The organism is Patulibacter sp. SYSU D01012, from assembly GCF_017916475.1.
In the GTDB taxonomy this organism is placed as follows: domain Bacteria; phylum Actinomycetota; class Thermoleophilia; order Solirubrobacterales; family Solirubrobacteraceae; genus Patulibacter.
In genome coordinates this window covers 1-10,483 of the sequence record NZ_JAFMTB010000003.1, presented here as the reverse complement: position 1 = coordinate 10,483, position 10,483 = coordinate 1, and the positions used below count along the sequence as shown (strand labels likewise).

The window sequence follows — 10,483 nt, the reverse complement described above, 5'->3', positions numbered from 1 at the left end:
CGCGGCGGATCAGGCCGCGACCGGGCGGCCGTCGGCCAGCGTCGCGTGCGCCGTCACGCGGCAGTGGCCGAGCGCGTCGGCGTCGATCGCGTCGGGGGCGTGCGCCTCGTCGAACAGCGCGTCGTCGAGGGCGCCGCGCTGCTGGGCCAGCGTCGCGCGGACGCGGGCGTCCCGGTCGGTCGTGTCGTTCGGGGTCGTCGTGCGGTGCTGCATGGGGACCTCCTGTCGCCGGGGGTCGTGGTCCGCCGCAGGGCGGCGTCTCCGGCTCGTTCCCTCACCGTAGGCGCCGTCCACGGGCCGATCCACCCGTCGCGCGCCGCTCGTGGGACGGTCGGGGGGTGCGCCCGCCGCGCGGCCCGCGGGCCGGGCGGCGCGGCGGGCGCGGCGGTAGAGTCCCCGCACGCCCCGCGCAGCGCGCGCCGGGGCGCCGAACGCGACGAAGGGTCCCATCCGTGCCGCAGGCGGACGTCATCTGGAAGAACGGCGAGCTCGTCCCGTGGGACGAGGCCAAGGTGCACGTGCTCACGCACGCGCTGCACTACGGCACCGGCGTCTTCGAGGGCGTGCGCTGCTACGACACCGAGATCGGCCCCGCCATCTTCCGGCACCCCGAGCACGTGGCGCGGCTCTTCGCCTCGTCCGAGCTGTACTACATGCCGGTGCCGTACACGCCGGAGCAGATCCGGCAGGCGACCCTCGACACGGTCGCGGCCAACGGCCTGCGCTCCTGCTACATCCGCCCGCTCGTCTTCCGCGGCGAGGGCCCGATGGGGCTCAGCCCGCTCGACTCCCCGGTCGACGTGATCATCGCCTGCTGGGAATGGGGCGCGTACCTCGGCGAGGAGGGCAAGGCGAAGGGCGTCCGCGCCAAGGTCTCGTCCTGGCGCCGGCTCTCGCCCGCGGGGCTGATCCCGCACGCGAAGGCGTCGGGGCAGTACCTCAACTCCGTCCTGGCGAAGATCGAGGTCACGAAAGCCGGCTACGAGGAGGCGATCCTCCTCGACGAGCAGGGCGTCGTGAACGAGGGCTCGGGCGAGAACATCTTCGTCGTCCGCGACGGTCGCGTGTTCACCCCGCCGCAGTCGGCGTCGATCCTCGACGGCGTCAACCGCCGCTCGATCCTGCAGATCGCCGCCGACCTGGGCGTCGAGGTCGTCGAGCGCGACATCGCGCGCGCCGAGCTGTACCTGGCGGACGAGGTCTTCCTGACCGGCACCGCGGCCGAGCTGACGCCGGTGCGCGAGATCGACGACCACCGCGTCGGCACGGGCGAGCCCGGGCCGGTCACCCGCGAGCTGCAGCGGGTCTTCGAGGACGCCCTGCACGGCCGCGACGAGCGGTACCGCGGCTGGCTCGATCCCGTCCCGATGGACGGAACGAAGGCCTGAGCATGGCCCACGGACGCGCCCCGGGGCGGCGAATTCCGTAGGGCACCGGGCGGCGTCGCCGCTCGGTCGCCCACGCCCGAGCCCGACGACCGCCCCGCGACCCGCCCCGGGTCGCCCACCCGCAGGACCCCGATGACCGACACCGCTCCCACCCGCCCCTTCGAGCTCTACGACGCCACCCTCCGGGACGGCATGCAGGGCGAGGGGATGTCCCTCTCCGCGGACGAGAAGCTCCGCGTCGCCACGAAGCTCGACGAGCTCGGCGTGCACCTGATCGAGGCGGGCTTCCCCGCGTCGAACCCCAAGGAGCAGGAGCTCTTCGGGCTGCTGGCCGGCGAGACGTGGACGAACGCGCAGATCGCCGCGTTCGGGATGACCCGTCGCCGCGACGTGCGCGCCGAGGACGACCCGGCGCTGCGGATCCTGGCCGACTGCTTCTGCGCCGTCACGACGATCGTCGGCAAGACGTGGGGCCTGCACCTCGAGAAGGTCGTGCGCGTCGACCGTGAGGAGAACCTGCGACTGATCGCGGACTCCGTCGCGTTCCTGCGCGGCGAGGGCAAGCGGGTCATCTACGACGCCGAGCACTTCTTCGACGCCTGGCGCGACGACGAGGCGTACGCGCTGCGCTGCCTGCGCGCCGCCGTCGAGGCCGGCGCCGACACGCTGACGCTCTGCGACACGAACGGCTCGTCGCTGCCGCTGCAGGTCCACGACGCCGTCGCGCGCGTCGTCGCCGAGCTCGGCGCGCACGCCCGGGTGGCGATCCACGCGCACGACGACGCCGGGTGCGGCGTCGCGAACTCGCTGCTCGCCGTCCAGGCCGGGGCCACGCAGGTCCAGGGCACGACGAACGGCATCGGCGAGCGCACCGGCAACGCCAACCTGACGACGATCACGGCCGACCTCGAGCTGAAGATGGGCATCCGGTCGCTGCCCGACGGCGGGCTGGCCCGGTTGACGGAGACGTCGCTCTTCGTCGACGAGCTGCTCAACCGCACCCCGCGCGCGTCGCAGCCGTACGTCGGCCGCAACGCGTTCGCGCACAAGGGGGGCCTGCACATCGCCGGCATCCGCAACGACGCGCGGACCTTCGAGCACGTCGACCCCGAGGCGGTCGGCAACAGCCGCGAGGTGCTCGTGTCCGAGCTCGCGGGCAAGGGCACCGTCGTCGAGAAGGCCGCCGCCGCGGGCGTCGAGGTCGACGACGCGCAGGCCGCCCGGATCATCGAGCGGGTGAAGGAGCTCGAGCACCGCGGGTACCACTTCGAGGCGGCCGACGCCTCCTTCGAGCTGCTCATGCGGCGCGAGACGGGCGCCTACGAGCCGCTGTTCACGCTCGAGTCGTGGCGCGTGATCGTCGAGCAGCGCGCGGGCGGCCAGGTCGAGACGGAGGCGACGATCAAGATCTGGATCGGCGACGAGCGCTTCGTCCGCACCGCCGAGGGCAACGGCCCCGTCCACGCGCTCGACGGCGCGCTGCGCGCCGCGATCGCGCAGGTCCACCCGCACCTGGCGGACATCGAGCTGGCCGACTTCCGCGTCCGCATCCTCGACTCGACGAAGGGCACCGACGCCGTCACGCGCGTGATCATCGACGCGACGGACGGCCGCGAGACCTGGGGCTCCATCGGCGTGAGCGGCAACGTCATCGCGGCGTCGTGGGAGGCGCTCGTCGACTCGCTCGCGCGGTCCGAGCAGCCGGGCCGGCGCGGCGTGGCCGCGGGCGGGGCGGCGGCGGGCGCATGAGCGACGCGCCGCGCATCCCGCTCGCCCGGCCGGTCATCGGGCCCGAGGAGGAGCAGGCCGTCCTGGACGTCCTGCGCTCCGGTCAGCTCTCGCTCGGTCCGCGCCTGGGCGAGTTCGAGCGGCGCTTCGCGGCCCGGATCGGCGTGCCGCACGGCTCGGCCGTGTCCTCGGGCACCGCCGGACTGCACCTGGCCCTCCGTGCGGTCGGGGTCGAGCGCGGCGCCGGGGATCGCGAGGTCGTCACGTCGCCCTTCTCGTTCATCGCGACCGCCAACAGCGTCCTGTACGAGGAGGCGACCCCCGTCTTCGTGGACGTCGACCCGGACACGCTCAACGTCTCCGCCGACGCGGTCGCGTCCGCCGTCACCTCCCGTACGGTGGCGCTGCTGCCGGTGCACATCTTCGGCTACCCCGCCGAGATCGCCGGGATGGAGCGCCACGGGCTGCCGATCGTCGAGGACGCCGCCGAGGCCCTCGGCGCGGTGCACGCGGACGGGACGCCCGTGGGCGGCCACGGCCACCCGACGATGTACGCGTTCTACGCGAACAAGCAGATGACGACGGGCGAGGGCGGCATGGTCACGACCGCCGACCCGGCGATCAAGGCGCGCATCGACTCCGAGCGCAACCAGGGCCGCGCCCCGGACATGCAGTGGCTCGACCACGACCGCCTGGGCTTCAACTACCGGATGTCCGACATCGCGTGCGCGCTGGGGATCGCGCAGCTCGGGCGGCTGGACGACATGCTCGCGTCGCGCGCGCAGGTGGCCGCCTGGTACCGCGAGGCGCTCGCGGGGCTCGTCGACCGCACGGGCGTCGAGCTGCTGTGCGAGGACCGCGGAGGCGCCCGCCGCTCGTGGTTCGTCTTCGTCGTGCGGGTGCCGCGCGGCGTGGACCGCGACGCGACGATCTCCCGGCTCGCGGAGCGGGGCATCCAGACGCGGCCGTACCTGCCGGCGATCCACCTGTTCGCGTTCTACCGCGAGCGCCTCGGGTTCCGCGAGGGCCAGTTCCCGGTGGCGGAGGACGCGGCGGCCCGCGGCCTGTCGCTCCCGTTCTTCCCCGGCATGACGCAGGACCAGGTCGCGACGGTCGTCGCCGAGCTGACCGCCGTCCTCACCGGCGACTGAGCGGCCGCCCTGCGGAACGGCATCCGGTCCTGCGGCGATCCCCCTCGCCCGGCTCTGTCGCGATCGGGGCGGGCGGGGCACCATCCTCGGGGAACGGCATCAGGTCCGGCGGCGACCTAGACTCGTTCGCCTATGTCGCGATTCGCCGAGCCGCAGGACCCGGTCTTCCGGGAGATGAACACGTCCCTGGGCTTCGACCGACGCATGTGGCCCCAGGACCTCCGCGGCTCCCGCGCCCACGCGCGGATGCTGGCGGCGCGGGGGATCATCGGCCAGGACGACCTGGACGCGATCCTGCGCGGCTTCGAGCAGATCGAGGGCGAGCTGCGGGGCGGCACGTTCCCGTTCGAGCCGGACGACGAGGACATCCACATGGCGGTCGAGCGGCGCCTGACGGAGCTCGTCGGGGACCCCGGCGCCCGGCTGCACACGGCGCGCTCGCGCAACGACCAGGTGGCGACCGACTTCGCGCTGTGGACGGGCGAGGCGGCCGAGCGCGCGATCGCGGCGATCGAGGGCCTCATGCGCACGATCCTCGACGTCGCGGGGCGGCACCTCGACTGGCCGATGCCGGCCTACACGCACCTGCAGCGCGCGCAGCCGGTGTACCTGGCGCACCACCTGCTGACGTACGTCTGGATGCTCGAGCGCGACCGCGCGCGCTTCCGCTTCACGCGTGAGCAGGCGCTGCGCCGGATGCCGCTGGGCGCCGGCGCGCTGGCGGGCGTCAACTTCGACACCGACCGGGCCATGACCGCGGCCGAGCTCGGCTTCGAGGCGCCGGCGCCGAACTCGATCGACGCGGTCTCCAACCGCGACTTCGCGCTCGACTACCTGAGCGCCGCGGCGACCTGTGCGACGCACCTCTCGCGCCTGGGGCAGGAGATCGTCCAGTGGGCGAGCGAGGAGTTCGGCTTCCTGACGCTGCCCGACGCGTGGTCGTCGGGCAGCTCGCTCATGCCGCAGAAGAAGAACCCGGACTGCGCCGAGCTGCTGCGCGCGAAGGCGCCGCGGATCACCGGGCACCTGGCGGCGCTGCACGGCGTCATCCACGCCCTCCCGCTGACCTACAACAAGGACCTGCAGGAGGACAAGGAGCACGTCTTCGACGCGGCCGACACGCTCGAGCAGGCGCTCGCCGCCGCGGCGGGCATGATCGGCGGGGCGACGTTCCGCGCCGATCGCATGGCGGCCGCGGCGGCCGACGAGCTGCTCGCGGCGACCGATCTGGCGGACGAGCTCGTCAAGCGCGGCGTGCCCTTCCGCCAGTGCCACGGCATCGTCGGCGGCCTCGTCCGCCTGGCGGTCGAGTCGGGGCGCACGCTCTCCGAGATCCCGGACGAGGAGCTGACCGCGCAGAGCGAGCACCTGGGGCCGTGGATCCGCGAGCTGCTCGAGCCGCGCGCGCCGCTCGAGCGCAAGCAGAGCCAGGGCGGGACGTCGTCGGCGCGGCTGCGCGAGCAGCTCGCGCTGGCGCAGGGCCTGCTCGCCTGAGCGCCGTGCGCGCGGCGCTCCCGCCCGCCTTCTACGATCGCGACGTCGTCGAGGTCGCGCGCGACCTCGTCGGCTGCGTGCTCGTGCACGGCGAGACGGCGGGCCGGATCGTCGAGACGGAGGCCTATCACGAGAGCGAGCCGGCCTGCCACGGGTTCCGCGGCCCGCGCGCGACGCCCGGTCCGACGGCTCGCACGCAGGCGCTCTTCGGCCCGCCGGGTCGGGCGTACGTGTACCGGTCGTACGGCATCCACGCGCTGTTGAACGCCGTCTGCGAGCCCGAGGGCGTGGCCGCCGCGGTGCTCGTCCGGGCGATCGAGCCGACGGCCGGCCTGGACGTGATCCGCGCTCGTCGTCGCGGACGGCCGGACCGCGAGCTCACGTCCGGCCCGGGCCGCCTGACCCTGGCGCTCGACGTCGAGCTCGACCTGGACGGCAGCGACCTGCAACACGGGCCGTTGCGGATCCTGCCGCCGGACGAGGACGACCGGCCGGTGCGACTCGTCGACGGCGAGCGCATCGGCATCACGAAGGCCGTCGAGCTGCCGTGGCGGTTCGCCGACGCGTCGAGCACCCACGTCTCGCGTCCGTGGCCGCCGGGGATGGCCCGCCCGCGGGCCGGCACCCGCTGAGCGCGCCGGCCGCGGCGGGCGGTCGGCGGCGGCTACCCGAGGGGGACGGCGCCCGACCCGCCGGCGCCGGCCGAGCCGCCACCGGTGCCCGCCGCGCCGCCGCCCGCGCCACCGGCGGAGCCGCCGCCGGCCGACCCGCCGCCGCCGGCCGACCCGCCGCCGGAGGTTCCGCCGCCCGGCGCGCCGCCGCCGGAGGACGACGAGCCGGATCCGCCCGTCGATCCGGCACCCTCGCCGGTCGCCGGCGCGCTCGGCTCGGGCGCCGGCGCGCTCGGCGTGCTGCCGTCGTCCCCGCCGGCGTCCCCCGCGGAGGGCGCCGCGGGGGCGGCGTCCGTGGCGGTGGTGTCGGTGCCCGTCGCGTCGGGCACGGCGGGCTCCTTGCCCTCCACCGGCAGGTTGGGGTCGTCGTCGTCCTTGGCCTTGCCGGCCGTCGCGGCGACGCGGTGCATGAACTCGCCCCAGATCGCGGCCGGGTAGGTGCCGCCCTCGACCGGCTCGCCCATGAACTCGGTCTGCATCGGCTTGCCCGAGTCGGGATAGCCGACCCACACGGCGACGGTCAGCTCGCGCGAGAACCCGACGAACCAGGCGTCGACGTTGTTCTCCGTCGTGCCGGTCTTCCCGGCCGCGAATCCGCCGTACTGCGCGCGGTGGCCGGTGCCCTTCGACACGACGGTGCGCATGATGCCCGTCGTGGTGTCGGCGACCTGCTGCGACATCACGCGCTCGGCGCGCCGGTGGTTGACGCGGGTCTTCCGGCCGGGCTCCTCGATGCGCGTGATGCCGACGGGCCCGCCGTTCGGGGCGCCGAGCGTGCCGTTGATGCGCAGGCCGCGCGTGGCGAACGTCTCGTAGGCGTGGGCCATGTCGAGCACGGTCACGCCCCGGCGCGGCGCGCCGAGCGCGAGCGCCGCGTTCGACGAGACGGGCGTGCGGATGCCCATCCGCTTGATCAGCTTGGCGACGTCGCGCGTGCCGACGGTCTGCCCGAGCTGCGCGTAGACCGCGTTGTCGGAGAACGTCAGGGCGCGGGCGATGGACGAACGGCCCGAGTAGGCGCTCTCGTCGTTCGTCACCCGGAACGTCTCGCGGCGGCCGTTCTCGTCCTTGACCTTCAGCGTCAGGCGCTTCGAGGCGTAGGTGCGGCTGGGCGAGATCCCCTCGCGCAGCGCCTGCGCGAGCACGAACGGCTTGAAGGACGACCCGGGCTGCCGCTGGCCCTGCGTCGCCAGGTTGAACGGCTTCTTCCGGTAGTCGCGGCCGCCGACCATCGCGCGGACCTCGCCCGTGCGGTTGTCGATGACGACCATCGACGCGGTCGGCATGTCGGGCCGGGTCAGGTACGCGTCGATCGCCCCCTGCGCGGCCTTCTGGATCTGCGGATCGAGGGTGGTGCGGACCTTCAGGCCGCCCTCGTACGTGCGCTGCGCGCCGACCTTGTCGACGAGCTGGGCGGTCACCCACGACGAGAAGTACGGGTTCTCGGCGTCGAGCGTCGGCGGCTCGATGTCGTCGCGGGACGGGAGCGGCTCGTTGCGCGCCTCCTCGTACTCGGCCGGGGAGATGCGGCGCTGGTCCCGCATCTTGAGGAGCACGACGTTGCGCCGACGGTAGGCCGCCTCGGGCTCGGTGACCGGGTCGAACCGCGAGGGCGACGCGATGATCGCGGCCAGCAGCGCGGCCTCGGCCGGGCGCAGCTGCGCGGCGCACGGCTTCTTCGGCGGGGCGCAGCCGGCGTGCTCGGGGTCCTTGCCGAAGTACGTCTTCGCGGCCGACTCCACCCCGTACGCGCCGTTGCCGAAGTAGACGCGGTTCAGGTACGTGGTCAGGATCTTCTGCTTCGACCACTGCTTCGTCATGTGGTACGCCAGCGCCGCCTCGCGCAGCTTCTGGAAGACCGTGCGCTTGTTCTCCGCCTGCAGCGCGAGCTTGACGAGCTGCTGCGTGATCGTGGACGCGCCCTGGGCGGCCCGGCGCTCGACGAGGTCCTGGAAGACGGCGCGGCCGATGCCCTTCAGGTCGACGCCGCTGTTCTCCATGAACCGCTCGTCCTCGGTCGCGATCACCGCGTCCTTGACGTCCTGCGAGATCTGCCCCGACGTCACGATGTACCGGGAGGAGTCCGCGAGGATGCCGATCTGCCGGTTGTTGCGGTCCAGCAGGAACGAGTTCTTCGCCGTCTGGAACTCCTTGGCGGTGTCCAGGTCGGGCAGGTCGCTCGAGACGGCCATCATCATCCCGAAGATCGTCGAGACGACCGCGAGCGCGCCGAGGGGGATCAGCAGGCCGATCAGGCGCAGCCAGCGGAAGCGCAGGCGCGGGCGCGGAGGCCGACCGTCCGCTCCGCCCTCGCCGCCGCCGCCGGTGACGGGCGCCTCGGGCGGACCGTCGGTCCCCCCGCCGCCCGGGACCGGGGCCGGCCCCGCCGGGGCCCCGGAGGCGGCCGTCGGCGCCGGAGCCGACCGCGCGGCCGCGCGGTCGCGCGCGCCCGACCACCACGGGGTCTGGGGATCGCCTGACCAGGGCTCCGCGGGGACGGAGCCCGGTCCGGGGTGCGCGGCTCGCGCCGCGGCACCGGGATGTCCGGTCCGGTCGTTCATGGGTGCTCGCGGCGGCGGACGGCGCGGGGGCGGCAGGTGCGCGGTCCAGGCTCGCGGAACGAGAGCAGCGGCATTGTATCTACCATCGGCGGACATGAGCGACCCTGGAACCGACGCCGCCTTCCTGGCCCGCAACGCCGCGGCCGTGCAACCCGCCGGCGTGCTCGCGGAGCGCCTGGCCGGCGCGGCGCGCGAGGGGCGTCAGCTGCGGGTCAAGCTCGGGATCGACCCGACGGCCCCGGACATCCACCTGGGCCACGTCGTGGTGCTGCAGAAGCTGCGGGAGTTCCAGGACCTGGGCCACCGCGTCGTCCTCATCATCGGCGACTACACGGCTCGGGTCGGGGACCCGAGCGGCCGGTCGGCGACGCGCCCCGTCCTGAGCGCCGAGGGGATCGCGCGCAACGCGCGGACGTTCCAGGAGCAGGCCTCCCGGGTGCTGCGGACGGACCCGGAGCTGCTCGAGGTCCGCTGGAACGGCGAGTGGCTCGACATGCCGATGGACCGCTTCCTGACCCTGGCGCGGATCCCCAAGGTCGCGCAGCTGCTCGAGCGGGACGACTTCGCCAAGCGGTACGCGGGGGGACGACCGATCAGCCTGCTCGAGTTCGTCTACCCCCTGCTGCAGGGCTACGACTCGGTGGCCGTCGACGCCGACGTCGAGCTCGGGGGGACGGACCAGACGTTCAACCTGCTCTTCGGCCGGGACGTCCAGCGGGCGGAGGGCCGACCCGAGCAGGCGGTGCTCACGATGCCGCTGCTCGTCGGGCTCGACGGCGTGCAGAAGATGTCGAAGTCGCTGGGCAACCACATCGGGATCACGGAGCCGGCCGAGGAGATCTTCGGGCGGACCATGCGCATCCCGGACGAGCTGATCGACGGCTGGTCGTCGCTGCTCGGCGTCGACGTGTCGGCGGAGGCCGCGGACGATCCGCGGGCCCGGAAGCGCGCGTTGGCCCGCGGCCTGTGCGAGCGGTTCGCGGGGGAGGGGGAAGGGCTCCGGGCGCAGGAGGCGTTCGACCGACTGTTCAAGGACCGCGCGGTCCCGCAGGACGTGCCCGAGCACGCGCTGGGAGCCGGCGACGCCCAGGTGCACCTGCCGGCGCTGCTGGCCGAGGCGTTCGGGGTGTCGCGGTCCGAGGCCCGGCGCGCGATCGTCCAGGGGGGCGTGAGGGTGGACGGCGAGCCGTGGCAGACGGACGCCTTGGACGCCGAGGCGACGCGACTGGACGGCCGCGTCCTCCAGCTCGGCAAGCGTCGCTTCGTCCGGGTGGTCGTCCCCGAGTAGGCGGCCCGCGGAGCGCCGGTCCGAGGGGCGCGACGCACGATTCTCGGAAAGCTGTATCTTTCTCGAGCCGCTGGAGCGCGGCACACCGCAGAGCCCGAGGCGCCGACAGGCGAACGGAGGGGGAAGCGGGGTGGAGGGCTCCAGGGGTGTCGGAGATCGGAAGCGATCCAGACGGCGGGCCGGAGATACCGGCCGACACACG

8 protein-coding genes are annotated in these 10,483 nt (G+C 74.1%); 6 read left to right on the top strand and 2 right to left on the bottom strand.

Annotated features, from left to right (window positions below; all coding sequences use genetic code 11):
- Positions 1 to 9: 9 nt before the first annotated feature.
- Positions 10 to 213 (bottom strand): hypothetical protein, encoded by a 204-nt coding sequence (locus tag J3P29_RS16035; RefSeq protein WP_210495136.1) that lies wholly within the window; start codon positions 211 to 213, stop codon positions 10 to 12.
- Between the two features lie 239 nt (positions 214 to 452).
- Here J3P29_RS16035 and J3P29_RS16030 point away from each other — a divergent pair, with 239 nt between their 5' ends.
- From J3P29_RS16030 to J3P29_RS16010, 5 genes are all read left to right on the top strand, one after another.
- Positions 453 to 1,388: a branched-chain amino acid transaminase gene (locus J3P29_RS16030; protein WP_210495135.1), complete on the top strand. Its 936-nt coding sequence runs from the start codon at positions 453 to 455 to the stop codon at positions 1,386 to 1,388.
- Between the two features lie 132 nt (positions 1,389 to 1,520).
- Positions 1,521 to 3,137, top strand: coding sequence for a citramalate synthase (cimA, locus tag J3P29_RS16025; protein WP_210495134.1), 1,617 nt, complete (start codon positions 1,521 to 1,523; stop codon positions 3,135 to 3,137).
- A complete protein-coding gene (locus J3P29_RS16020; RefSeq protein ID WP_210495133.1) occupies positions 3,134 to 4,267 on the top strand; it encodes a DegT/DnrJ/EryC1/StrS family aminotransferase in 1,134 nt (377 codons plus the stop codon). The genes cimA and J3P29_RS16020 overlap by 4 nt, the downstream gene beginning before the upstream one ends.
- Before the next feature lie 132 nt (positions 4,268 to 4,399).
- Complete coding sequence (gene argH / locus J3P29_RS16015) at positions 4,400 to 5,761, top strand: argininosuccinate lyase (protein WP_210495131.1); 1,362 nt, start codon at positions 4,400 to 4,402, stop codon at positions 5,759 to 5,761.
- A 5-nt stretch (positions 5,762 to 5,766) separates the two neighbouring features.
- Positions 5,767 to 6,393: a DNA-3-methyladenine glycosylase gene (locus J3P29_RS16010; RefSeq protein WP_210495130.1), complete on the top strand. Its 627-nt coding sequence runs from the start codon at positions 5,767 to 5,769 to the stop codon at positions 6,391 to 6,393.
- A gap of 32 nt (positions 6,394 to 6,425) precedes the next feature.
- On the opposite strand, the gene J3P29_RS16005 is transcribed toward J3P29_RS16010, so the two are convergent.
- Positions 6,426 to 8,630: a transglycosylase domain-containing protein gene (locus tag J3P29_RS16005; protein WP_210495129.1), complete on the bottom strand. Its 2,205-nt coding sequence runs from the start codon at positions 8,628 to 8,630 to the stop codon at positions 6,426 to 6,428.
- A 457-nt stretch (positions 8,631 to 9,087) separates the two neighbouring features.
- Between J3P29_RS16005 and tyrS the strand changes: the two genes are divergently transcribed.
- Entirely contained in the window at positions 9,088 to 10,281 is a 1,194-nt protein-coding gene (tyrS, locus tag J3P29_RS16000) for a tyrosine--tRNA ligase (protein WP_210495128.1), read from the top strand.
- Positions 10,282 to 10,483 lie beyond the last annotated feature (202 nt).